The organism is Siphonobacter sp. SORGH_AS_0500 (assembly GCF_002838835.1).
In the GTDB taxonomy this organism is placed as follows: Bacteria; Bacteroidota; Bacteroidia; order Cytophagales; family Spirosomataceae; genus Siphonobacter.
In genome coordinates this window covers 12,385-38,608 of sequence record NZ_NHPP01000014.1, presented here as the reverse complement: position 1 = coordinate 38,608, position 26,224 = coordinate 12,385, and the positions used below count along the sequence as shown (strand labels likewise).

Below are 26,224 nucleotides of genomic sequence, written 5' to 3'. Positions count from 1 at the left end.
TAATAATTTTAATTACAAGTACATATTATCATATATTTAATAATATATTTGCCAGTAAGAGAAACGAATCTCTTCAATCTATCTATTATTATGAAGTATAAATTATTTTCAAAGTCTTCTTTATTTATTGGTTTGACTGTATTATCTGGAACTCTCTATAGTTGTCAGAAAGAAATCCTTAAAGAAGAAAAAGCTTCAGTTCTTGAAAAGCGAATTATTAATGATTCAAAAACAGGAACGATCTACGATTTAAATCCTAATTATAGACAGTTAACGCCTGAGTCTAAAGCAGGAAGAGGCTTGTTATCTAGTATAACAGACGAATCAGGACAAATTGAAGTACGAGTATGGGAGGCTACTTCTGATGCTGTAAGTCACCCTGCTGTTGCTGTAAGCGTTGACCAAGGATTCGTAGTTGTAGGGGGAGGAGCCCGTGCATTTAATCCAAATGGTTCACAAGATCCCAATGCTTTATTAGTAGAATCAAGGCCATTAAACGATGGAACTTATTCAACTTGGGTCGCCAGATCCAAAGATCACGATTATGTATATCCGCATAAATTACAGGTATATGTAGTTGGAGTTCGAATGACAGGTGTTAGTACTTCAACTCTTATTAGCAATATGAGTATCAATGAAAATACATCTGGCGTACAATCTCACTCTAATACATCAGTTAGTGTACCCAATGGCTACAAATTAGTGGGTGGTGGAAGTCGAGTAAATAGTCAAGGAACTTGGGGTAGTTTGCTATTTAGATCAGAACCTGACGCATCCTTAACTACTTGGTCTTCTGGAGGTAAAGATCACATTATCACATCTCCTTCAAGTGTAACAGCTTATGCTATCGGCATGAAACCATCAATTCCTGGATTTGGAACGATAGATTTTTCTTTAGCAAATGGATACATAATGTCCAACAATTCACACATATTGACAACTTCAACCAACGTGCACCAAGATAAAGTGCTGACTTGTATTGGAGCTTCAACAAGCTGGATTGGAAAAGGTAGAATGCTATTTGCAATGTATCCAGAGTCCAACATTCGTTCTATTACAGCTAGCTCGAAAGACCATAAATTTGCTGATGTAACAAATGCTACATTGAGTGTTCAAGCGATTCAGATTAAAAAGCAATAATCAACTTGAATTATGAATATATTTTTTCGAGCAAGCCTAAAATTGTTAGGCCTGCATCAAAAAATATTTATTTCTTAATCCATTGTGTAAGCTAAAAATCTAAAGAATGTCTTAAATAATTTAAACGCCTATTGTTGTTAATATTAGTCCATTATAAAAGAATAACTCACTAATGTTGAAAACAGACTAGGACATAGAGACCATCGAAAGAATGATTGTATATTCAATTATATTATTTAATAAATTTGATAGAAAGATTTCAAACAGAACAAAAACCTTCTAATCTCATTTTTTTTCTTATAAGCCGTAATATCCTCCCAGTGTTTTAGAAATACAGATATTCTCTTACAATTATTAACAAAAGAAAAACTCATATAACTTTCATGTAATTTATTAAAAGATCGCTTTGTATCTTTTAATTTTTCTGGGCATTTACTAGCCAATAATTGCATTTTTTTAAGTTTTAATTCATTTTTATCTGATTTAGAAAGTATATTTCTTTTTGCCTTTACCTTACCTGCATTAACTCCTACTGTATTATTAGCATGCTGCCTGTATTTTACTAATGCGTGAGCATAAAATTTTAATGAGCCTGAAAATGTAGCTACAAAACCAAGCCAATAATCATGTGGGATAGATTCAGGAAAGGGAAAGCAGTCTACAACGGTTTCTCGTCGAATCAACATAGCATGGCCCGCAACAGAACCTCCTATTGCATAATTCAATGGGCTATCTAAATCTTTAAGCCTTTTAATATCAGACAATTTTAGATTCATGCTCATTCCATCGGAATGAATAAGTTCAGAGTCACAGTAAATAAGTGGATGATTACCAATATTTTTTAGCAGTTCTTCAATCTTATTTGGCAACCATATATCATCTTGGTCGCATGGAGCTATAAAGTCACCCTTGCACAATTCGAATCCACGTTCAAACGTTTTTACATGACCTTTATTAGTTTTTGATAAATCGAGATGAATATTAGTATATCTTAAAGCATATTCTTCTAGAACAATACGCGTATGATCTGTAGAATAATCGTCTACAACAATAATTTCTATATTTTGATAGGTTTGATTTATAATACTATCAATTTGCTCTTTTAAATACAATTCACCATTATAAGTAGCGATTACTACAGATACTAACGGTTTTAAATGAGTTACTGAATCCATCGTATGTAAAGTCACACTAACTAAAAGAGTAATTTATTTCAAAAATAATTAAATCTTATTTCCTAAAAAGAATTAATCAAAAATAGGTTATTCGGTAACTTATTCAAGCATACAAAAATGTTTTTTAATATCATTCAAGAAGTTCTTTGGAATAAAGGCTAAAATCTGAGAAGTGGTGTTTTACGCTTACTGATAGCTTTTTCCTTGTAAATTAATCCTAATGTCCGTAATTGAACAGAACCTGTCCGATTACGGACATTTACATTTACGCAAAACGCTAATAATCAATAACTTACCTAATAACCTTCCGTTTGGCATAACTTTCTAAAGCTCAGCAACGGCCACTTTCCCTGTTTTATCATGCTTCAGAATTACCTAAAAATCGCCTTGCGGAATTTGATTAAAAATCCGGTGTACAGCTTCATTAATATCATGGGTTTGGCCGTAGGCATGGCCGCCAGTATCATGATTATGCTGTGGGTACTGGATGAATTCAGTTATGATACCTTCCACCAAAAGAAAGACCAGGTATACCGGGTGATGCGGAATTTCAAAGAATCCGAAACCAAAATCTGGACTTCTTCTTCGCAGGGCGGTTTATTGGGTGATTACCTCCGAAAAAATATTCCCGAAATCAAACGCGTCACCCTGACCGATTGGGAGAACCCTATTGCTCTGGCTTATCAGGATAAAGCTCTGAAAAAGACGGTGATGGGTGTGGAACCCGATTTTCTGGATATTTTTTCTTTCGAAGCAGTGAAAGGTTCCTTGAAAACGGCTTTTAAAGATCCTAAATCTATCATTCTTACTGAGTCAACAGCCAAAGCTTTATTCGGCGATGAAGAACCCATTAATAAAATCGTTCGGTATTACGGCAAGTACGATTTAAAGGTATCGGCGGTTCTAAAAGATTACCCTAAACACTCCCGTTTTGCATTTGAAGCTCTGGTTCCGATGAAGTTTCTCGACAGCATCGGCTGGACTTTTTATGGCTGGAGTTCGAACAATTATCAGATTTACGTAGAACTAGACCCCAAAGCCAATTTAGCGGCAGTCAATGCCAAGATCAAGAACATTTACACCGCTCAGGAAAAGAAAGATAGTAATGGAGATATTTTCCTGTACCCTCTCACCAAATCACGTCTGTATGGTCGCTTTGAAAATGGCGTTCCCGTGGGTGGTCGTATCGAAAATGTCCAGTTATTCAGCATCATTGCCAGTTTTGTACTACTGATTGCCTGTATCAACTTCATGAATTTAAGTACGGCTCGCAGTGAAAAACGAGCCCGTGAAGTGGGCATTCGTAAGACTTCAGGAGCCATGCGAAGCGGCCTGATTAGCCAATTTCTCGGCGAATCTTTAATACTCGCTTTCTTAGGCCTTTTGGTAGCCATTGGTCTGGTGGAGTTAAGCTTACCCTGGTTTAATAATCTGGTAGAAAAGCAGTTGGACCTCGAACTAGCCCAACCCATTTACTGGGCCGCGGCCCTGGGTATCGTGATCATTACGGGTGTGTTAGCAGGAAGTTACCCTGCCTTTTACCTTTCCGCTTTCAATCCGGTAACCGTATTAAAAGGCACCATGCGGGTGGGACGCTCGGCTTCTATTCCCCGGAAAGTGCTGGTGATTCTTCAGTTTTCCTTCTCCATTGCTCTAATTATTTCTACCCTACTGGTCTATCAGCAGGTTCAGTTTGCGAAAAACCAGCCGCTGGGTTATAACCAGGAAAACCTGATGTATTTCTCGATGGAGGGCGATGCTGCTAATCACTGGCAGACGCTTCGGAATGAAATCATGGCCACCGGAGTCGCTGAAAATGTCTATTGTACCAGCTCCGTTCCCGGTTCTTCGGGCGGTAGCAATGGTTGGGGTTTTAACTGGCGGGGTCGCCGCCCGGAACAGGCCAATCAGGTCTTCGAATTCATGCGGGTGAGTTACGACTTTTTAAAAACAACGGGCGTACAACTGGTGGCCGGTCGGGATTTCTCCCCGGCCTTTCCCGGAGATACTTCGCGAGCAGTCATCATCAACGAATCTGCCGTTAAAACGCTGGGATTCAAAAATCCAATTGGAGAAACCATTACTCGTGGTGATGCCGATAATCCTTACTATGAACGCTATACGGTCGTGGGAGTTGTGAAAAACTTCTCTTACGGTTCACCTTACGAGGTGACCGATCCGATGTTTATTAACCTGACCGTTCAGGGTGGCAATATGTCTACGATGGTGGTTCGCCTCAAAGGCAATCAGGCGGCCTCAGCGAGTCTTGAAAAAATCCAGCATATCTACCAGAAATATGGTCGTGATGTACCCTTTGATCATCATTTCATGGATACGGATTTTGAGCGACGTTTTCAGGCCGAACAACAGTTAGGGGCCCTTGCCTTTACCTTCGGCGGACTGGCCATTTTTATTTCCTGTCTGGGTCTTTTTGGACTGGCCTCTTTTATGGCCGAACAGCGTCGCAAAGAAATTGGCGTTCGTAAAGTACTGGGAGCCACCGTTACTAATCTCTGGGGCTTACTATCGAAAGACTTTGTTGTGCTGGTTGTTATTTCTTTTCTGATTGCCTCGCCGCTGGCTTATTACTACATGAATCAGTGGCTTCAGAAATACACCATTCGCATCGAAATTGGATGGGTTGTTTTTGCTGCCGCTGGCACCATTGCCCTGGGGGTAACCCTTATTACGGTAAGTTATCAGGCCATTCGTGCCGCACAGGCCGATCCGGTGCGGAGTCTCAAAAGCGAGTAGAACGTAACTATCTATAACATGCTCTTTAATTACCTCAAAATCGCCCTGCGAAATCTCCTTCGGAGTAAGGTATTTTCGATTATTAATATCGCTGGTCTGAGCATTGGTTTAGCCTGTTGCATGCTCATTATCCTTTACACGAAAGATGAGGTATCTTTCGATGCCTTTCAGGCAAAAAAAGACCAGCTTTATCGCGTTACCTGCACCATTCAGCAAACGGATGGAACGCGTAATAAACTCGGCATTGCGGCTATGGTGCAAGGGCCAGTCTTTAAGGCCAACATTCCTGAAGTCCAGGATTTTTCAAGAGTTCAGGAGCGTAACTTTATTGTACGATCAGGCAGTGAAACTTTTCATGAAAAAGCTTCCTGGGCAGATAAAAATTTCTTTACGCTCTTTTCTTTTCCCTTACTGCAAGGTAATCCCAAAACTGTTCTTTCTGATCTGCATTCGCTGGTATTAACTGAAGAGATGGCCGAGAAATACTTCGGTACGACGCAGGCTTTAGGAAAGAAACTGGAGTTCGAAATCAACCATACATTTGAAACTTTTGTGGTTACGGGCGTAGCTAAAAATGCCCCACAAAACTCGACGATTCAGTTCAAAATGCTACTGCCTTTTCTCTATCAGGAAGTTCACGAGAAAGACGCGAGCTGGCTCTGGTTGTCGTATCCTACGTATATTTTATTGCATCCCTCGGCTAACCTTCAGGCGGTAGAAAAAAAGCTGAATCAGGCCTATCTGCGTTTTTCGCAAAAAGAACGCAACGAAGCCCGCAAACACGGTTTCAAAGATCACTTTCATTGGGGTTTGCAGCCGTTTATGGCCATGCATCTGGATACCGGAACGGAATATACGCCTCGGGCTGGTAACCCCATGTATTCCTACATTTTGCTGGGGATTGCAGCTTTCGTTCTCATCATTGCCTGCATTAATTTCGTGAATTTGACGGTAGCACAATCGCTGCGTCGCCGTAAGGAGATTGGCATCCGAAAAGTAGTGGGTGGCCAACGTTCTCAACTCATGCGGCAATTTTTAGGGGAATCATTTCTGCTGTGTTTTGTTGCCTTTGTTTTAGCCATTATTTTGGCCGAAGCCAGTTTGCCTTTCTTTAACAAATTAGCCAATAAACAGCTAAGCCTGAGTTACCTCTTTGACTATAAGCTAGTTCTCGGAATTATCGCTTTGTTTCTTATCACTGGTTTTGCCGCGGGCTTTTATCCAGCCCTGGTTTTATCCGGCTTCGATCCGCTCAAAACGCTGAATAATCGCTTCCGGTTTTCGGGTAAAAACTCCCTGGCGAAGGGGTTGGTGGTGTTACAGTTTTCACTGGCTACTTTCCTTATCATCACTACCTTATTCATTTACTCCCAATTCGATTACCTAACGCACAAAGACCTCGGGTACAATGATAAAAACCTGTTGTCGCTTACCGTCGGCTGGAGTTCCCAAGAAGACAGCCCTACGTCCCTGCGGCAACAAACGTTCACGAATGAATTTCGTCACGCTCCCGGAGTCACGCACGTCGCCCCGATTATGGACGGCGATTGGTTAACGATTTCGAAAGCCAACGGGGTTGATCTGGATGTGGCTTATAAACACATTGACGAGCATTTTTTGTCAACCATGCAAATTCCTTTAGTGGAAGGAAGAAACTTTTCACCCGCCTACCCTGCCGATTCTACACAGTCGGTCATCGTGAACGAAGCTTTTGTAAAGAAAGCGGGCTGGAAAGGATCAGCCATTGGTCGAACCATAGATTTTCTGAATGGAAATGATACCAAACTTGCCATCGTTGGGGTGGTGAAAGATTACCATTATGGTTCGCTGAAAGAAAAAATTGGCCCCGTGTTATTCAGCCCCAATCCTAGTTTACCCTTTGGTAGATTCCTCATCCGCATTCAGCCGGATCAACTGCCCCAGGCATTGGCTTCTATTGAAAGGACCTATCGGAAACTAAATCCGTATCGACCGTTCCAATACGATTTCATGGAACAGCTGAATTACAAAAATTACAAAGAAGAGGCTCAATGGAAACAGATTATTACCCTCGGAGCGGTGCTAACCATTTTTATTTCCTGCATCGGTCTGTTTGGTCTGGCCAGTCTTTCCATGCAGCAACGAACCAAGGAAATTGGTATTCGGAAAGTGATGGGAGCTTCCGTTCTCCAGCTTTCTCAGTTACTGAGTCAAAACTTCCTGACGCTCGTGCTAATTGCCTTTATCATTGCCATTCCGGCGGCCTGGTATGCTACGCATCTCTGGCTCGAAAACTTTGCGTATCGCATCGAAATCAGTTGGCAGATTTTTGCAGTAGCGGCATTATTAACTACCCTCATTGCTTTAGTAACAATCAGTTTCAACACCATCCGAACGGCACTAGCTAACCCCGTTAACTCGCTCCGTTCTGAATAGGCACTTCAAACCCAATGCTTGTTACTCCATGAAAAAACTTATTCTATTGGCAAGTTTACTGAGCTTTCCCGCTCTGGCTCAGCAACGTATTCATTCGTCCATTCACGATGACGGGAAGAAACTGAGTATTGATATTCAGGGAAAAGTAGACGGCAAAGCGGTTGAATTTCAGCACACGTATGAGGTCTCCAACCTCAGTAAAGCGGAGCGTGATCGGTTAGTGGCTGATGCTTACCGTTCTATTGGTCTGGACGCTCCTGAAGCTCCAGTACCTCCTACGCCACCCTCCCCTCCGTCGTCACCCTCAGCTCCCCCGCCGACGCCACCATCACCGCCGAACAGTCCGAATTATAAGATTCCTACGAATGCCTCCCTCACCGTTGATGAAGATCACAAGCATATGACGGTTAAGGTAGAACGCATGGAAAATGGGAAACGAAAAACCGTTCAGAAATCAATGAACACGGAAGGCAAGAGCGAATCTGAAAAGCGTAAAATGGTGAATCAGGTTATTAAGGAGTTTGAACAATCTCACTAGTATATTACCTCTTTTTGACTTCCCGAAAGCTCTAAGTTTTCGGGATTTTTTATACCGTTAAAGTAAAAACGAACGTAGCCCGTCTTCCAGATCAGAAACGAAACGTGAAGCCCAGGATCGACTTCGTTTATTGATCATTAGTAACGCCATTGAAGACGATGTCAAACGTACTTTTTTTAGGAATGCCTTCTCATGGGCATATCAACCCTACGCTGGGTTTGGTACATGAGTTAATCAAACACGGAGAGGAGGTGACTTACTTCGCCTCGGAAGAGTTCCGGCAGAAAATCGAAGCGACCGGAGCAACCTTCAAAAGCTACGCCGCCGATTTAAATATTTTTAAAGCCCAACCTTCTTCGGACGAGTCTCCCTTCTTGAGCATTTTCCGTTCTGCTGAAACGGTCATCGACCCTATTTTATCTGAAAACCAGCGTATCCCCTTTGATTATATGATTCACTCCGCCGCCTTCCCCTTTACCCGCATTATCTCTCAGATTCTCCGAATTCCTGCTATTTCTTCGCTTGCCGTTTTTGCGGGATTGAATAAATTTTTCAAAAAGAAACAACAGGTTCTGCAAAGCAAACAGGCAGCATACGCAGAGGTAATGAAATCTATTCAGAAAAAATACGGCGTATCTTTACCCGACCAGCCACTTCAGTTATTGCTGAATAAAAGTGACCTTAACCTGATTTATACCTCTCGATATTTCATTGCACCGGAAGATTTAGCTCAGTATGACGAGACCTACCGTTTCGTGGGACCGCCCGTGTATGATCGTAAAGAAGACTTGAACTTTCCCTGTGAACGCCTGCGTAACAAACTGGTGATCTACATCTCTCTGGGAACCGTCTTTGGCAGTTTCAACACAGATCTATACCCCATTTTCTTCCAGGCTTTTGCCCATACGGATGCCGTAGTAGTAATGGCTGCTCATCAGGTAGATCTCTCGGGATTCACGATTCCTGAAAATTTCATTATCCGGGATTACGTGCCACAGAATGCCCTTTTGAATTATACCGATGTGGCGATTACCCATGCCGGAATGAACAGCATTAGCGACTTGGTTTCGCACATGGTCCCTTTCGTGGCTATTCCGCTCGGGGCTGACCAGCCTTTATTAGCTCAGCGGGCCGCAGCATTAGGGGCGACCATCTCGCTAGAGGCTCAAACCTTAACTGCAGAGAGCTTACGGGCGGCAGTTAATCGGGTAAAAGACGATCCGTCTTACCTGGAAAATATGCAGAAAATCAATCAGTCGTTTAAAGAAGCAGGGGGTTACCCTAAAGCCGTTGAAGCGATTTTTGAACTGAAAGCAATGAAGGGGATTTCGGGTTAGCTTTCATGGAACAGATGCTTTGATTAGTAGGTTGGAACTACCCGAAAGTTTAGAATTTTCGGGTAGTTCATCACCGTCGCAACGAAAATTAAACGGGTTGTTTCTTAGCTATTTCCTTCCGCACGACCGGAGCCACTTCGGTACCGAATAACTCAATGGCCCGCAGTACTTTGGTGTGGGGAATCATGTGTCCACCGACGAGTTGAGCCAGGTAACGCGTTTGCTGGAATAACTCGTAGAAGTACATGATCTTATCAATAATCTGCTGTGGGCTTCCTACCATCAGCGGACCGCTTTTCTGCATGAACTCCACGTAGTCCCGGCCAATGGGCGACCAGCCCCGTTCTTTCCCTACCCGATTCATGGTTAATTCATAAGGCGGGAAAAATTCGTCCATTGCCTTTTCGTAGGTGTCGGACGTATAGAAGTGAGAGTTAATCGCCAAGGGTAACTTCGATACGTCATGCCCGGCTTTCTCGGCTGACTGACGAAAAAGTTGGATAAAGGGAACAAACCGCTCGGGCGTTCCGCCAATGATTGCAACCGTCATCGGGATATTTAACGCTCCGGCCCGAGCCGCTGAGGCAGGCGTACCGCCCACAGCCAACCAGATGGGTAGTTTCTCCTGCAAGGGTCGTGGATAAACGCCACGATTATCAATCGAAGGTCGGAAATGGCCCTGCCAGTTTATCTTCTCGCTCTCATTTAGTTTCAAAAGCAGCTCCAGTTTTTCTGAAAACAGAGCGTCATAATCGTTAAGGTCATAACCAAAAAGCGGGAATGATTCGATGAACGAACCACGTCCAGCCATGATTTCCGCCCGACCGTTCGAGACCAAATCCAGCGAGGAAAAATTTTGAAACACCCGCACCGGATCAGCCGAACTGAGTACAGTAACTGCACTCGAAAGTTTAATATTTTTGGTAGTTGCCGCCGCTGCCGACAGGATTATCTCAGGAGCCGAAACTACATAATCCGGGCGGTGATGCTCGCCCAAAGCGAAGACATCCAGTCCAACTTCATCAGCCAGTTTTATCTCTTCCAGGAGTTGCTGCACCCGCAGGTGAGCATTCTTCGCACCCCCAGATACATGATCCGGGTTTACTTCGCCAAAACTGGAAATTCCAAGTTCCATAGGTCTATGCATTTAGTAATATATGTCGATACATATAATTTTAATAGAGAATGAAAATCGGATAGAAATAATTCATTCTGGGTCAATAATTTAGCAGGTATGAGCATTTTATCTGAATAAACCACTTCTGCTTCGCCTTTTGATTGTACCCATTTCAAGGCTAATTTTAAAGGCATTACTAACTACACCTATCCTCCATGCATTCCACTACGAGTACCTCTTTCACTCATCCTTCTCCTGTAGAGGATCAATACACGATTAGCGTAGGAAAGTTTGTCTTCTTATGCTTTATTACTGCTGGCCTTTATCAGCTTTGGTGGTCCTACAAGGCCTGGCGTTTCTTCAAACAAAAACAGGAGCTAGCTATTACACCCGCTTTGAGAGCTCTTTTTGGTCTGTTTTTTCTTTGGCCTTTATTCAGTAGAATTAAAGATTTTTCAAAAAAAGAAGGGTATAAGCCCAGATTCAATCCTTTTCTATTATTTATTGGATCATTGTTTTTTGAGCTATTTTCTGCTTTACCTGAGCCTTATTTTATTCTATCATTCCTGAGTATTTTTTTCTTTATTCCCCCTTTTGAAGCTTTGAATTACGCCAAACTTCAGTGCAATGAATTTGTAACTATTGAACAGGAATCTTTCAATACCCGGCAAATTGTTCTCATCGTTATAGGCTCTATTTTATGGCTTTCAGTAATTTTGGAGATGTTTATGTAATCACTACTAACCTATAACCATTTGAGTCCATTTCTTCAGGTAATGGACTTCTTTTTACCCAGACCTAATTTCATTATTTCTTACTTGTAGCAACTTACCTTACGCCGTGGTTGGTATCTTACCAAACACCGTTTGCATACAAATGGCTGGTGAGACACCAGCCATGGCAGGGATAACAAAATCGCCTCTACCCAGACGCGATCAATCGCGTCTCTACCAAAAGAAAGAATAGGCATTGATTAGTAGTATAAAAGGCTAGCCCTCGTTTGAAGCTCCTATGCCGTGGTTGGTGTCTCACCAAACACCGTTTGCGTACAAATGGCTGGTGAGACACCAGCCATGGCAGGGATAACAAAATCGCCTCTACCAGACGAGATCAATCGCGTCTCTACGGACTCTGTCCGAAAGCGAACGAAACACTGTTCGTTTTCGGACAATTTATTTCCTTACCTTAACTGATAATCAACAACTTACCCATTACCCCTTTACAACGGCATAACTTTGGAATTAGCTTTTGTAACAGATCGCTTCACTTATGCTACGTAACTACTTCCTCGTTGCTTACCGCACCTTATTGCGTTATAAAGGATATACCCTGCTCAATGTCATTGGTCTTACGTTGGGACTTACCTGCGGTATTCTGATCTTTCAGACCCTTAAATTCCAGACCAGTTTTGATGCATATCACGCCCAAAAAGACCGCATTTACCGAGTAATGACTGAATTTCACGGTGATCAAGTCTTTCATACACCCGGCGTGCCCATGCCTATGAGCAAAGCCCTGCGGGCTGACTTTTCTTTCCTGGAAAAGGTAGCCCTGATTTACGACCAACACAGCCAGCTCGTAACCATCCCTCAATCGAAAGGGCTTCCGCAGAAAAAGTTCAGTGAAGAAAGCACCGTTGCTTACGCTGAACCCGACCTTTTTGACATTCTTGATTATCAATGGGTAACGGGCAATCCGAAACTATCGCTTACCCAACCCAATAATGTGGTATTAACCCGCAAAATGGCGGAGAAATTCTTTGGTTCTGAAGATCCTATCGGCAAACGACTCCGCATTAATAATGAGCTGGATGTAAAAGTCACAGGAATACTGGCCGACTTACCCGAAAACACGAGGGTTCGGCAGGAAATCCTTATTTCATGGTCTACGCTTAAAAATTACCAAAACGGTCCGGGGAAAAACCTTGAGGATTGGGGCAGCATCAATTCCAGCACCCATTGTTTCATTCTGCTGAGAGAAGGAACGAAGCAATCAACCGTTGAGCAGGCCCTGAAGGGATTTCTGAAGAAATATAAGCCTGATGATTATAAAGAGATGGCTCACCCTATTCTTTCTCTGCGTGAGGTTAGCTTTAATACCGATTATGATGCTGAAATTGGTTATTCTCAACTCTATGCTCTGGGAGTGATTGGCTTATTCCTCGTGGTCACAGCCTGTATTAATTTCATCAACCTGGCCACGGCACAGGCCCTGAAACGGTCCAAAGAAGTAGGCGTAAGAAAGGTCATTGGTGGAACGAAACCACAGCTTTTCTGGCAGTTTATCTCTGAAACAGGCCTGATTACGCTCATTTCCATTCTCCTGGCCGTCCTGCTGGTCGAGCTGATTATGCCCACAGTCAACCACTGGGTTCATGAGTCAACGGGGCTCAACCTGTTTGGTAGTCTGAGTCTCTTTACCGATGCCCCCATGCTGCTGTTTCTGGCTTTTCTTCTGGTAACGGTTACTCTGTTGTCGGGCTCTTACCCGGGAATCGTGCTGGCTGGTTTTCAGCCCGTAGCAGCCCTGAAAGGGAAAATAAACACCCAGCAAGTGGGTGGATTATCCGTTCGGCGTAGTCTGGTTATTGTACAGTTCGTACTCACGCAGCTACTCATCATTGGAGCTATCGTGGTTACCCAGCAAATGGATTTTTTCCGGGGAAAAGACATTGGTTATAACCCCTCAGCTATCGTTCTGATTGATATTCCTTTACCAGAAAAAGCAACCGAAGCATTTCGGACCCAATTACAGCGGGTTCCCGGAGTCAGCCAGGTTACCTTTCAGTCGCATGCCCCCAGTAGTCAGTCGAATAATGAAACCAGCCACCGTTTCGATACCCGTCAGGAAAATGAAAAATGGTCCGTTAATACCAAACTCGCCGATCCCCATTACCTTGAAACGTACGGCCTGAAGCTGGTAGCCGGTAAAAATCTGCCCGAAAGCGACAGTACTCGCGGTTACCTGGTCAATGAAACCTATGTCAAACGATTGGGTAAAAACATCAAGCCTGCCGATGTTATTGGCAGAAACTTAAAGCTCTGGAATATCAGTGCTCCCATTTATGGCGTGATTAAAGACTGGAATAATCTTTCTTTACACAGTCAGATTCAGCCCATAGCTATTTTCTCTGATCACAAACGCTATTACAGTGCTGGCTTGAAAGTTAACACGGCCCATTTGCCTCAAACCCTGGCTGGCATTGAGCAGGTCTGGAACGAAACCTTCCCGGATTTCCTCTATTCTCAATACTTTCTGGACGAACGAATCGCTAAGTTTTATCAAACGGAAAATCTTATTCTGCAATTCGTTCGTGTCTTTTCTTGCATTGCCATCATTATTGGTTGCCTGGGCCTGTACGGACTCGTCAGCTTCATGGCTGCCCAGAAAACCAAGGAAATTGGGGTTCGAAAAGTACTTGGAGCCAGCGTGAGTCAGATTTTGGGTCTTTTCGGGATGGAGTTTGGCAAGCTGGTCTTAATTGCCTTCGTCGTAGCCGCTCCGTTAAGCTGGTGGGTCATGACCAAATGGCTGGAAGATTACAGTTACCGCATCAGCATCGGCTGGACGGTCTTTGTACTTGCTATCGTTATTACAGCCTTCATCGCTATTCTTACGGTTGGTTACCAATCTTTCCGGGCAGCTACAGCTAACCCAGCCAAGAGTCTGAAAAGTGAGTAGTTTTTAGTTGCTGATTGTTAGAGTCTTCTAACAATCAGCAATCCATTAACCGCAGCAGTAGTCACTAAGCACCCCAAACGCCATGCTTAAAAGTTATTTCACCATTGCTTTTCGAAATCTCTGGAAAAACCGGACCTCCTCTTTCATCGACATCTTCGGACTCATGATTGGTTTAAGCGGCTGTCTTCTGATTGGTCTTTACATTCAGAACGAAGTGAGCTTTGACCGTTTTCAGCCCAAGGGCGATCGGATTGCACGGGTTATTATGGAGTATAGCTTTGGCAGCAACGACAAGGCTCAGAAGGGTAATTTTACCAGTACAAAAGTCGCTCCTGTTTTTCAGCGAACCTTTCCAGAAGTAGAGTCTGCGGTTCGGCTCTCGGGTTCTACGGCCACTCTAAGGTTAAACAATACCTTGGTTTCAGAACAGAAATTTGTCTACTCCGACTCCAGCTTTTTCAAAGTGTTTCAGGCGGACTTTATTCACGGAAGTTCAGCCCATGCCCTGGATGGCCCCTTCAAGGTGGTACTTACGGAATCTGCGTCCAAAAAATACTTTGGCTCGGCCAATCCGGTTGGGAAATTGCTGTTAACCGCCGCTGATACCATATCCTATCAGGTAACCGGGGTTATTAAAGATTACCCTGCCAACTCCCAGATGAAGTTCGATTTTCTGGCCTCATTCTCTTCATTGGGAGCCAATCAGGAAACTTCGTATTTCAACGCTAACTACACCACCTACCTGTTACTGAGAAAGCCAGAAGACCTGGCTTCCCTTCAGGCCAAGATTTCGCCTTTCATGAAAAAAGAAATGGCAGGCTCTGGAGCGACCATTGATTATTACCTGGAACGGTTTTCAGAGATCCATTTGCATTCTCCCTATGGTGGCCTGGTGGCGAATACCCCAGTAACCTATCTGTATATTCTGGCTGCTATCGCAGGATTGATTCTGATGATTGTTTGCTTTACGTATATTAATCTAAGTACCGCACGCTCCGTCGAAAGGGCTAAAGAAGTAGGCATTCGAAAAGTAATTGGAGCGGATAATTCACAACTCTTCTGGCAGTTTATCGGGGAATCTTTTATTGTTTGCGTGGTTGCTGTATTACTTAGCCTTGACGTAGTGGTGCTTTTGCTTCCCTATTTCAATGAAGTAGCGGCCACTTCCCTGCACTACAGTGCCCTTTTCACCGCTCCCTTTATAGCCTTTACGTTAGGCATTACCATTGCCATTAGTTTGTTGGCGGGAACTTATCCAGCCCTGATTATTTCCGGTTTTCAGCCCATTAAAGTACTCAAAGGAGCATTCAAACATACCAGTTCCGGGAAGCGGGTACAGCAGTCACTCATCGTTTTCCAGTTTACCATTTCTATTTTTCTGATTGCGGCAACGTTAATTATTCAAAACCAGCTTCATTACATTCAGAATAAGAATCTGGGCTTTGATCGTCACCAGTTGGTGCAACTCTTTCTTAATAGAGAAGCTCAGCATAAGATCCTTACGATCAAGGATGAATTAAAAAAGAATCCTGATATTTTATATGCGTCCCGCAGTGCAAACAACCCGGCTAATATTGTCAGTGGGTATAGTATGCGGTCGGCAGATATGCCTGAATCCAATCAGATTTCAGTCAATGCCAACCCTATTGATGAAGATTATTTAAAAACCATTGGCGTTCAGTTGATTGCGGGTCAGGATTTAACTCAACAGGATATTACGAATACCGACCTTCCCGATGCCAATCAGTCTGTTTATCAGTTTATTCTGAATGAAAGTGCCGCCCGCCAGCTCGGATGGACACCTAAGGAAGCGATTGGCAAACGCATGTTTCTGGACGCTTCCCGCCCAGGTTATGTCAAAGCCGTCATCAAAGACTTTCACTTTGCCAGTTTACACGAAAAAATTAAACCCCTGGTTCTTTTCCCGGAAAAACAGGGGCATCGTTTGTTCATTAAACTTAGTGGTCACAACGTGCCTCAAACGCTGGCTTTTCTGGAAGCTACTTGGAAAAAACTGGTTCCTTCCCAGCCCTTTGAATATACGTTTCTGGATGATACCTACAAGCTCCTCTACGACTCTGAAATTAGACTGGGTAGACTCATGAATATTTTCACTACACTATCCATCATTCTGGCCTGTCTGGGTTTATTCGGACTGACTTCCTACGTAGTACAACAGCGAATTAAAGAAATTGGTATTCGAAAAGTGCTGGGGGCTTCCGTTGGTAACATTTTTCTTTTGCTCTCCAAAGGGTTCGTTCAACTGGTGCTGGTTGCGGCCCTGATTGCCTTCCCACTGGCCTGGTTTGCCATGAGTAAGTGGCTGGAAGAATACGCCTACCGCGTTTCATTATCCTGGTGGGTTTTTGCTCTGGCAGGTCTGTCTACGTTAGTGGTAACGTTGCTGACGGTTAGTTATCAGGCTGTAAAAGCGGCCTTAATGAATCCGATCAGAAGTTTGAAATCAGAGTAGGAAGATGAGTTGTTAGTTGAAGTCGTTACAAAAACTAACAACCCGTAACTAACAACCAGCAACCTAAAAAGCTATGCTGAAAAATCATTTGAAAGTTGCTTTACGTAATCTACTGAAAAACCGGATGTTTTCAGTGATTAATCTGCTCGGCCTGGCGGTAGGTTTGGCAGCGTTCTGGATGATTGGACTATTTATTCTTGATGAACTCACCTACGACCGCTTCCACGAAAAATCGGATCGCATTTATCGGGTCGTACATTCGGCTAATTGGGATAATGGGCATTTTGATCTGGCCATCACTTCCGCACCTTTTGCTCCCACCTTAAAAAAAGATTACCCCGAAATTCAGGAAACCGTTCGGTTTTCTCCGGAAGGCGGCGGCCCAATTCGGGTCGGTGACAAGCAGTATACAGAAAAAGCAATCTGTTTTACCGATGCTAACGTTTTTGAGGTTTTCGATTTCCCTTTCTTGTACGGCAATCCTAAAACTGCCCTATCCAAACCCAAGTCCATCGTACTGACCGAAGGTATGGCTAAGAAGCTCTTTGGTGATGCGAAACGTGCCCTGAATCAAACAGTTTATCTGGAAAATAATTATGAGAATCTGGTTACCGGAGTTATCAAAGACGCTCCTACCCACTCTCACCTTCACTTTAAAGCTCTGCGTTCGTTACCAGCAGATTATACGGACGGTTGGCAGAATTTCTCGATTTACACCTATATATTACTCAAGCCTCATACGCATGTAGCTTCGCTGGAAAAGAAGTTAACCCGCTTTTTCCCCGATCATTTACAGAAGGAAATGGGGAATGTCGATTACAAACTTCATCTTCAGCCACTCACAGACATTCACCTTTACTCCCATCTGGATTATGAGATTAGTGCGAATGGCGATGTGAAATACATCATAGTCTTCAGCATTATAGCGGTATTGATTCTACTCATTGCGGCGATCAACTACATGAATCTTTCCACGGCCCATTCCGCTTTGCGAGTGCGGGAAGTGGGCGTCCGAAAAGCCATTGGATCAGACCGCAATCAACTGGTTAGTCTGTTTCTGGCCGAGTCAATCATTTTAACCCTGGCTGCTTCTTTGTTAGGCATTTTAATAGTTGAACTGGGTCTTCCTTTCTTTAATGATTTTTCAGGAAAAGAGCTATCACTCTGGCAGCTAGGCGTTCTTCCCACGCTGGCTTTATTACTCGTTTTCTGTCTGATTATGGGGGGGTTAAGTGGCAGTTATCCCGCCTTTTTTCTCTCCGGTTTCCGTACTATTCCGGCTTTAAAAGGACAATTAGGTAATACCGCTACCAACAAACGTTTTCGTCAATCGCTGGTGGTTTTCCAGTTTATGGTTACCATCAGTATGCTGATTGGCTCGGCGGTTATTTACCAGCAAATGCATTATACCTCCTCAAAAGACCTGGGTTTCAACCGCAATCAGGTATTAACTTTTCATGTCCATAAAACGGAGGTTCGCAAACAGATTCCACAGCTTAAAGATGAGTTACTAAAAAATCCATTGATCGAAGGGGTTTCGGCGGCGGGTAACCCGATTGGGAATAATGACCTGGGGGGTAAAGGATTCTACTTCGAGAATAATGGAGAAATTTCCGAATCCAGCGTGATTACCAAGCGAATTGATGTGGATGAAGATTTCCTCAACACACTGGAAATGAAACTCGTAGCCGGACGAAATTTTGACAAAAGTCGCAAAACAGACCTTTATGAATCTGTTCTGGTGAATGAAACACTGGTAAAAAAACTTGGCTGGAAAAACCCCATCGGAAAACGGGTAGAATTCAACGCGGGGCAGAATAATGAAATTCGTGGTCATTCGCAGGTCGTTGGTGTGGTGAAAGATTTCCATGTCTATTCACTCCAGCATACAATTGAACCGCTGGTCATGCAAATGCCGCTCGATTTTCAACAGGATAATCTTTACGTACGAATTCGACCCGAAAACACCCAGGCGACGCTGGCGTATATTGAAAAGGTTTATCAAAAATTCGACCCCGACCATGCGTTTGAATACAGCTTTTTGGATCAGAATTTCGCTCACCAGTACGAAGCAGAAATCAAACAGGGCCGTTTGCTGGTAACGTTTACCCTACTGACGATCTTCATTGCCTGCCTCGGTCTGTTTGGACTGGTAACTTTCACAGCCGAACAACGCACCAAAGAAATTGGCATCCGCAAAGTATTGGGAGCCAGCGTTACCAGTATCGTCGGAATGATCTCAAAGGATTTCATGATCCTGATCGGCATTGCCTCACTGATTGCCTTTCCCATGGCCTGGTACACCATGCATCGCTGGCTCGAAGACTTTGCCTATCGCATTGAGTTGCAGGGATGGGTATTCCTGGCGGCGGCTGGCGTGGCCTTACTGATTGCTTTGATTACCATCAGTACCCAGGCCATCCGGGCAGCTCTGGCCAACCCGGTGAAGAGTTTGAAGTCGGAGTAAATGATATCACTAATGCGGTACTTCTCTTAGCTGACTTCCAGAAAGTTTAGAACTTTCTGGAAGTTTAGTTTTGACAAACATTTTCAAAAACGATGCAACGAAAATTTCGGCTTTTTCATCTTTGAATTATACGCTGTTAAACCTTTACCTCATGATACGTAATTACTTTAAAGTAGCCATTCGGGCCTTACTGAAAAACAAGGTTTATTCCCTCATTAATATCGTTGGGCTGGCTTTAGGGATGGCTGTAACCATGCTGATTGGTCTCTGGATCTGGGATGAGTTGACCTACGACCGCTATCATCAAAACCATGATCGCATTGCTCAGGTCATGATGCACCAAAGCTGGGACGGTCGTAAAGGCACGCAGACCGCAGTGCCCGTTCCGTTACATCATGAGTTAAAAGAAAAATATTCAGATTTTAAATACGTCGTTCCCAGCTCCTGGACGTTCGGGCATATTCTGGCTTATAAAGGCACGAAGCTTAATAAAACCGGCAACTACATGGGTGCAGACGGCCCCCATATGCTCTCGCTTGAAATGCTGAAAGGCACCAGAATGGGCCTGAAAGATCCGCATTCCATAATTATTGATGAGTCACTAGCCAAGGCTCTTTTTCTGGATGAAGACCCCATCAATAAGATCGTTAAGATCGATAACAAATCGGAAGTAAAAGTAACAGGCGTTTATAAAGACCTCCCCAACAACACTGAACTCAATGAAGTGCATTACCTCTTACCCTGGGAGTTATATCTGATTGCAGAACCCTGGGTGAAGGAAAGCCGCGAGAGTTGGGGGAATAACTCCTTTCAGACTTACGTTCAGCTCCAGCCAACCGCCGACTTTGAAAAGGTTTCCGCCAAAATCAAGAATACCATTCTTAATCATAACCCCAAGGATGCAGCCAAACCAGAGGTCTTCCTTCATCCCATGTCGAAGTGGCATTTGTATTCTGAGTTTAAAAACGGAGTCATTGCCGGCGGACGGATTGAATTTGTCTGGTTATTTGGCTGCATTGGAGCTTTTGTATTGCTACTGGCCTGTATTAACTTCATGAATCTCAGCACGGCCCGCAGCGAAAAACGAGCCAAAGAAGTAGGCATTCGAAAAGCCATTGGCTCCGTTCGGACCCAGTTGGTCGGTCAATTTTTGAGTGAATCGTTGCTAGTTTCGTTTCTGGCTCTGGCCCTGAGTATTTTATTGGTTGAAGCGTCTTTACCCTTCTTCAACGATCTCTCCAGCAAGCATTTAGCCTTACCCTGGCAAAGTCCGGTTTTCTGGTTAATGGCCGTTGGCTTTACCGTGTTTACGGGTTTGATTTCAGGCAGTTACCCCGCTTTTTACCTCTCTTCTTTTCAACCCGTGAAGGTATTAAAAGGCACCTTCCGCGTGGGGCGTTACGCTTCCTTACCCCGAAAGGTGCTGGTTGTTCTGCAATTTACCGTTTCCGTAACGCTGATTATCGGCACTATTGCGGTATTCCGTCAGGTACAGTTTGCCAAAGATCGTCCCGTAGGTTTTAACCGCGAAGGACTTATCTACCTGAATATGAACACGGAAGAAAGTTACAAAAACTACCAGGCCTTCCGCACGGAGTTACTTTCCAGCGGTGTGGTAGCGAATGTCACTAAATCTTCAAGCCCGATTACCCAGCTCTATTCCAATCAGATTGGTTTCGACTGGAAGGGCAAAGATCCCAATAAACAAGCCCTGTTTGGTACGGTTGCCGTGAGTGAAGATTTTGGAAAACGGTAGGATTACAATTCGTCAGTGGACGTGACTTTTCAACCAAATTTGCTACCGATTCCAGTGCATTGATTCTGAATGAATCGGCGGCCAAGTACACCGGCATGAAGAATGTGGTTGGGGAAACGATCAAGTGGAACGATAAGGCTTATACCGTCATTGGTGTGGTGAAAGATGTCATTATGGATTCTCCCTATCGACCCGCCATGTCCACTATTTTCACCTATAATCCCGGCTGGTCAGGCATCATTACCATCAAAATTGCTCCGCAAACGGGCGTGAGCCGGGCGTTAAGTCGCATTGAAGAAATTTACCGGAAGCACGACCCCGGTGCCCCATTCGACTATAAATTCTCCAGCGAAGAATACGCTCGGAAATTTGCTTCGGAGGTTCGTGTGGGTAAACTCGCTACGTTCTTTGCCTGTCTCGCCATCTTTATTTCCTGTCTGGGCCTGTTTGGCTTGGCTTCCTTCGTGGCCGAGCAACGCATCAAGGAGATTGGTGTTCGGAAAGTGTTGGGAGCCTCGGTTTTCAACCTTTGGGGGCTACTCTCCAAAGATTTTGTCGGACTGGTGATTATCTCATTCTGCATTTCCGTTCCCATTGCCTATTATTTAATGAATAACTGGCTCTCTCGTTATGAATACCATTCAGACCTTAGCTGGTGGATTTTCGCCAGTGCGGGTATCGGAGCCCTGATTGTTACCCTAGCCACAGTAAGTTACCAGGCCATTTCGGCAGCATTAATGAACCCGGTGAAGAGTTTAAAAACCGAGTAATGTGCTATTTGCTATGAACCCGCTTCCGGGCGGGTTCATAGCAAATCACCGATGCTTAACCGAAAACCATGCTTACCCAAGAAACAAACCCTACCCTGTTACAAACCAGGCAACACTTTGAAGTGCTGGATGGCCTGCGTGGAGTGGCTGCCGTTGCGGTAGTCATTTTTCATTTCATGGAACTCATCAAGCCCGATTACCATGACAATTTCATTGCTCACGCCTACTTTGCCGTTGACTTTTTCTTCTGTTTATCGGGTTTTGTGATTGCCTATGCCTATGATCAGCGAATCCGGCAAATGGGCATTAGTACCTTTTTGAAACTACGACTCATTCGTTTACATCCGCTCGTCGTCATCGGTTCGGTCATTGGATTACTCGCTTTCGTTTTTGATCCTTTTAGTACTCTTTACCAGAAGTACGCCGACCGAATCATCCCCATGTTTATTACCTCCTGCCTGATGATTCCGTACCCACTGGTCAAAGAGCGTTACTTTAATCTTTTTCATTTAAATCCACCCACCTGGTCTTTATTCTGGGAATACATAGCCAACCTTATTTACGTTTTATTTCTGGTTAAAATCAATCATAAAATTCTCTGGTTATTAACCATTGCTGCCGCTGTTGCCCTGGCTTTTGAAGCCCATCGTTCGAACTTTTTAGGCGTAGGTTTTGGCGGAGATAACGTGATGGGTGGTGGGTATCGAATGTTATATTCCTTCCTGGCCGGAATCCTTGTGTACCGTTCCCAGTGGATCATTCCATCGAAACTCGGATTAGTTTCATTGAGTATCCTGTTATTACTCAGCTTTCTGATCCCTTTCTCGAAGCACACCAGTAGGCTGGTAGATCCTCTGGTGCTTATCTTTTACCTGCCTTTTCTGGTAGCTCTTGGGGCTGGGGCTACGCATCATTTAGTGTATCAGAAAATCTGTAAGTTCCTGGGCGATATTTCTTACCCTTTATACATGACGCACTACCCTTTCATCTGGCTGGTGCTGAGTTATATGGAAGTAAAAAAACCGTCCGTTCAAGAGATGGTTGTCGTCATGATTGCTGGTGTTATTTTGTTAATCCTCTTTGCCTACGCAGTCATGGTCCTACTGGATATTCCGTTAAGAAAATACTTTACCCATCGCCTCAAAAGAGGTTGGACAAAGTCGTAAGCAAAAAATTGACAGCCATAAGCTCATTCTTTAAAGAAGGGCTAAAAATAAGATTTTAGTAAGTCCCGGGATTTCATCTGGAGACACGGTTGGTATTTAGGGCTATTTCATACTTGAAGGAGACATCATTACTTGATCATCAGCGTCTGTCATTCAGAGCAAAGCGAAGAAGCGTATGAGCTTTTTCAAGCTTATTGGGTCAGGCAGTAACTTAATGAAACCAGCCCCGCCCCATTCCTGAGAAGGTCTCTCGCTACGTTTTAGAGGACAGGCAGGAAAAATTGGCTCCCCCCGTCGCTCGGCTCTGGCCTAGTGACAGTGCAGGGGTATCAACAATTGGATGTTAGCCGAATGATGCCAGCGAAAAAGCTGGCATCATTCGGCCTGAAGTCTATGGATTTGTCCCTTTCATTTTCTCGCAGTTACGCCGTGGTTGGTGTCCCACCAACCACTGTTTGCGTACAGATGACTGATGAGACACCAGCCATCACGGGAAAGGCAAATGCGATGAAGTCGCGTCTATACCCTTTCAAAACCAAAATTTTGAGTTAAACTACGAACGTGTGATGTAGGCCGCTTTACTCAAAGATTTTGGTTTAACTAACTAAAACCCACTGCTGCGAGATTCCCTCTCGCTCCTACAAAGAGGCAGGTTCTACCTGCCGTTATCCCAAACCTATTAACCCTAACAAAACAAAGGATCGCATTCTGATTTGCATGAAGGGCTTCGATTATAACTTTCAGACAGCTTTTAATAGACGGTCTAACATTTATAATTTCCAGTGCGAATCATGGCTTCTGATTGAGAATCGAAAAGCAAGTTTCGCTGCGGATAACCAGCTTCAGGTTGATTAGGGAGAGTTGATTTAAATAGGTACTTATGTCCATTTGCGTACAGTGAACTGTACGTAAATGGACATAAGCTTTTATTCAATTCCCTATAAATCAGATACTTTTTATTTTTCAAGCGATAGGGCACGACTTTCTAGGCACCGCCTCAACATCCTGGATCCCTGAACGTATGCTGAAGAACTACCTGCAAATAGCCTTGCGTAACCTCCGACGGAATCCCCTGTACAGCCTGCTCAACATTGGCGGGTTAGCCGCTGGATTGGCCGTCAGTATTCTGATTTTGCTGTACGTTGTCCACGAATACAGTTACGATACGTTTCATCAGAAAGGCAGTCGGATTTTTCAAACGATGGACCGGATGCCTTACGGCGACACGCACATCCAGACGCAGTCCATGTCGCCACAACTGGGACCGCGTACACAAGACGCCCGCCCGGATCTGGTGGAAGCGACGGTTCGTACGCGACCTTCCGTGCGAACGGTGTTAAAAACGGTCACTAACTTCCACTCCTTTGAGGATGAGCTTCTCTTTGCCGACCCTTCCTTTTTGAGCGTCTTTACGTATCCACTTCAGAAGGGAAACGCAGCTACTGCCTTAACCCGTCCCAATACGATTGTACTTTCCCCAGAATTAGCCCAGAAATATTTCGGAGCGGCCAATCCGCTGGGGAAAACCCTGGTCTACGACAATAAAGTACCGCTGGAAGTAACCGGCGTGCTGGAAAGCCTGCCTTCCCACAGTACGATTTCCTTCTCCGCACTTATTTCCTTTGCTACGCAGAAAAATCTGGCTTCCTACGACGATGGCTTACGACAGCAATTGGAATACAGCCACGTTGGCGGCGGGGCTTTTTATACGTATTTCCTGCTGACAAAAGCCGAACACCGACCCAAGGTGGAACGGTTAATCAGTCAACTGCACCTGAAGGATCAACCCGTCAAAAAAGGTGAGAAACCCGAGGAGTTCATTTTAGAGCCCTTCACTGATCTTCACCTGCACGGCATCCTGGTGGATCATTCCCAGCAATACCATGGCTTGTTCACGGGTATTGCCTTGGGTATTTTGCTGCTAGCCCTGATCAACTACATGAACCTGACCACGGCCCGGGCTACGCAACGGGCCAAAGAAGTAGGCGTGCGGAAAGTACTCGGTGGCTTACGCAGTAACCTAGCCGCTCAGTTTTACACCGAATCCGTACTGATTACCCTGATTTCCTTTGGGCTAAGTCTACTGCTGGTTGAAGCTTTACGGCCCTTTTTCTTTCAGTGGCTGGATCTTCACATTAGCGATACCTTCCTGAGTACGCCACTCTTCATCGGGTTACTGGCTGGTCTGCTTCTGATTTGTACACTGTTGGCGGGCAGTTATCCGGCCCTGCTCCTCTCCCAATTTGCTCCGGCCGAAGTTCTGAAAGGACGGTTTTCCAAGGCAAACGGCATTAATATTCGCCGCATCCTGACCATTTTTCAATTTTCCGTTTCCATTGGTTTGATTGTGTGCAGTCTGATTGTCAAAAATCAGCTTGACTTTCTCCGTCAGCAGAATATCGGACTGGATCGTGAAGGCATTGTTGTAATTACCGTTCCACAAACGATGGTTGCTCACTACGCCGCATTCAAGCAGGAACTCCGGCAACAGGCTGGTATTCAAAACGTAGCGGCGGCGAGCTGGCCACTGTTCAAGGGTGGTGTGAGTATGTTCTTTACGCAGTCGCCGGTTACTAAAAAGGATATTTCTCTTCAGATTACGGCTGTAGACAATTCCTTTTTCCAGACTATGAATGTACCCTGGAAAATCAAGCCTACCCGCCCCTACTCGTCCAATCCACCGTCATTGATTCTGAATGAATCGGCTTTAAAAGATTTTGGATTTACGGAAAGACCGATTGGCGAAAAAATTCAGTTGGGCAACCAGGCTTCTGAAGTGGTGGGAGTCGTGAAAAATTTCAACCTCTTTTCCAGCAAGAACCCACAGGGCGGACTGGGTATCTCCGTAGTAGCCGATACGACGCGGGAACTGATGACTTACGGAGGCTGTCTGTACCTGAAGCTGGCCGCTGGTGGTAACGTGACTTCCCGACTGGCAACGATAGAATCGGTATTCAAAAAATACGAGACGGAGTATCCTTTCGAGTATTACTTCCTCGACGAAGCCTACGATGCTCTGTACAAAGCCGAAAGTAAACTGGGCACCATGCTGGCAGCCTTTACCGGTCTGGCTATTCTGATTGCCTGCCTTGGACTGTTCGGACTGGCTACGTTTGCCGTTGAAACCCGTCGTAAAGAAATTGGCATACGTAAAGTACTGGGGGCCACCTTATCAAGCATTACGCTACTTTTATCCAAAGAATTTTTAAAACTGGTACTGATTGCTAACGCCATCGCGTTTCCGCTGGCCTGGTATTTCATGCAAGACTGGCTACAAGCCTACGCCACCCGTATTCAGATGGGTTGGGTAGCCTTCGCCCTATCGGGTTTCATCGCTCTGTTGATTGCGTTTATCACGGTAAGTAGTCAGGCCATTCGGGCAGCTAATGCCAATCCGGTGAAGAGTTTGAAAAGTGAGTAAAGATTACCTATTCC

At 44.4% G+C, this 26,224-nt stretch carries 15 protein-coding genes and 1 pseudogene; 14 read left to right on the top strand and 2 right to left on the bottom strand.

Features of this window, described 5'->3' with window-relative positions; genetic code table 11:
* The first annotated feature begins 90 nt into the window (after positions 1-90).
* The gene (locus BWI96_RS15935) at positions 91-1,140 is read left to right on the top strand and encodes a hypothetical protein (RefSeq protein ID WP_106637545.1); all 1,050 of its coding nucleotides are present in this window, start codon (positions 91-93) and stop codon (positions 1,138-1,140) included.
* Positions 1,141-1,376: 236 nt separating this feature from the next.
* On the opposite strand, the gene BWI96_RS15930 is transcribed toward BWI96_RS15935, so the two are convergent.
* Positions 1,377-2,315 (bottom strand): glycosyltransferase, encoded by a 939-nt coding sequence (locus tag BWI96_RS15930; RefSeq protein WP_106637544.1) that lies wholly within the window; start codon positions 2,313-2,315, stop codon positions 1,377-1,379.
* A gap of 360 nt (positions 2,316-2,675) precedes the next feature.
* Between BWI96_RS15930 and BWI96_RS15925 the strand changes: the two genes are divergently transcribed.
* The 4 genes from BWI96_RS15925 to BWI96_RS15910 all read left to right on the top strand — a co-directional run bounded on the left by BWI96_RS15925 (position 2,676) and on the right by BWI96_RS15910 (position 9,359).
* On the top strand, positions 2,676-5,069 hold the full coding sequence (locus tag BWI96_RS15925; RefSeq protein ID WP_106637543.1) for an ABC transporter permease: 2,394 nt from the start codon (positions 2,676-2,678) through the stop codon (positions 5,067-5,069).
* Between the two features lie 18 nt (positions 5,070-5,087).
* Positions 5,088-7,484 carry an ABC transporter permease gene (locus BWI96_RS15920; protein WP_106637542.1) on the top strand — a complete coding sequence of 799 codons (2,397 nt, stop codon included), beginning with the start codon at positions 5,088-5,090 and terminating at the stop codon, positions 7,482-7,484.
* A 28-nt stretch (positions 7,485-7,512) separates the two neighbouring features.
* Positions 7,513-8,022 carry a hypothetical protein gene (locus BWI96_RS21670; RefSeq protein ID WP_157830394.1) on the top strand — a complete coding sequence of 170 codons (510 nt, stop codon included), beginning with the start codon at positions 7,513-7,515 and terminating at the stop codon, positions 8,020-8,022.
* Positions 8,023-8,180: 158 nt separating this feature from the next.
* On the top strand, positions 8,181-9,359 hold the full coding sequence (locus BWI96_RS15910; protein WP_106637541.1) for a macrolide family glycosyltransferase: 1,179 nt from the start codon (positions 8,181-8,183) through the stop codon (positions 9,357-9,359).
* A gap of 88 nt (positions 9,360-9,447) precedes the next feature.
* Here BWI96_RS15910 and BWI96_RS15905 read toward each other — a convergent pair whose 3' ends face one another.
* Positions 9,448-10,494, bottom strand: coding sequence for an Atu2307/SP_0267 family LLM class monooxygenase (locus BWI96_RS15905; RefSeq protein ID WP_106637540.1), 1,047 nt, complete (start codon positions 10,492-10,494; stop codon positions 9,448-9,450).
* 197 nt (positions 10,495-10,691) lie between these two features.
* On the opposite strand from BWI96_RS15905, the gene BWI96_RS15900 reads away from it, so the two are divergent.
* The 9 genes and pseudogenes from BWI96_RS15900 (at position 10,692) to BWI96_RS15865 (ending at position 26,210) form a co-directional block, all read left to right on the top strand.
* Positions 10,692-11,210, top strand: coding sequence for a hypothetical protein (locus BWI96_RS15900; RefSeq protein ID WP_106637539.1), 519 nt, complete (start codon positions 10,692-10,694; stop codon positions 11,208-11,210).
* A 535-nt stretch (positions 11,211-11,745) separates the two neighbouring features.
* Positions 11,746-14,157, top strand: coding sequence for an ABC transporter permease (locus BWI96_RS15895; RefSeq protein WP_106637538.1), 2,412 nt, complete (start codon positions 11,746-11,748; stop codon positions 14,155-14,157).
* Between the two features lie 82 nt (positions 14,158-14,239).
* Positions 14,240-16,630, top strand: a complete 2,391-nt coding sequence (locus BWI96_RS15890; RefSeq protein WP_106637537.1) for an ABC transporter permease — start codon at positions 14,240-14,242, stop codon at positions 16,628-16,630.
* Positions 16,631-16,703: 73 nt separating this feature from the next.
* Positions 16,704-19,097 carry an ABC transporter permease gene (locus tag BWI96_RS15885; protein WP_106637536.1) on the top strand — a complete coding sequence of 798 codons (2,394 nt, stop codon included), beginning with the start codon at positions 16,704-16,706 and terminating at the stop codon, positions 19,095-19,097.
* 151 nt (positions 19,098-19,248) lie between these two features.
* Complete coding sequence (locus BWI96_RS15880) at positions 19,249-20,853, top strand: ABC transporter permease (RefSeq protein WP_369804192.1); 1,605 nt, start codon at positions 19,249-19,251, stop codon at positions 20,851-20,853.
* A gap of 44 nt (positions 20,854-20,897) precedes the next feature.
* Positions 20,898-21,092, top strand: a pseudogene (locus tag BWI96_RS23415) (hypothetical protein); the annotation flags it as partial.
* 30 nt (positions 21,093-21,122) lie between these two features.
* Complete coding sequence (locus tag BWI96_RS23410; RefSeq protein ID WP_369804195.1) at positions 21,123-21,623, top strand: ABC transporter permease; 501 nt, start codon at positions 21,123-21,125, stop codon at positions 21,621-21,623.
* Positions 21,624-21,691: 68 nt separating this feature from the next.
* Entirely contained in the window at positions 21,692-22,789 is a 1,098-nt protein-coding gene (locus BWI96_RS15875; RefSeq protein ID WP_106637535.1) for an acyltransferase, read from the top strand.
* Positions 22,790-23,810: 1,021 nt separating this feature from the next.
* Entirely contained in the window at positions 23,811-26,210 is a 2,400-nt protein-coding gene (locus tag BWI96_RS15865) for an ABC transporter permease (RefSeq protein WP_106637533.1), read from the top strand.
* Positions 26,211-26,224: the final 14 nt, after the last annotated feature.